The organism is Tamlana crocina (assembly GCF_012037625.1).
In genome coordinates, this window is the sequence record NZ_JAAVJS010000769.1 from 1 (window position 1) to 299 (window position 299).

The following is a 299-nucleotide window of genomic DNA, read 5'->3' on the forward strand; positions in this document are numbered from 1 at the left end:
TATAGTTATTTTTTTTCATGCCGGTAAAAATAGCCAACTCAATTGAAAAAATGCTTGTAAAACGGTATCTTTGGCAACCAAAATTCAACAATTCTAAAAAATTACCGAATGGATTTTAATTTAACTGAAGAACATATAATGATCCGCGATGCGGCACGTGATTTTGCAAAGAGCGAATTGCTGCCCGGAGTGATCGAAAGAGACGAAAAACAGGAGTTCCCGAAGGAACAGATCAAAAAGATGGGGGAACTCGGATTTTTGGGAATGATGGTCTCTCCCGAATACGGCGGCGGCGGAAT

1 protein-coding gene is annotated in these 299 nt (G+C 40.1%); it reads left to right on the top strand.

The genetic code is table 11. The features are described 5' to 3' along the window. Positions 1-108: 108 nt before the first annotated feature. A partial coding sequence (locus HC176_RS18930) for an acyl-CoA dehydrogenase family protein (RefSeq protein WP_167920515.1) occupies positions 109-299 on the top strand: 191 nt, incomplete at its 3' end.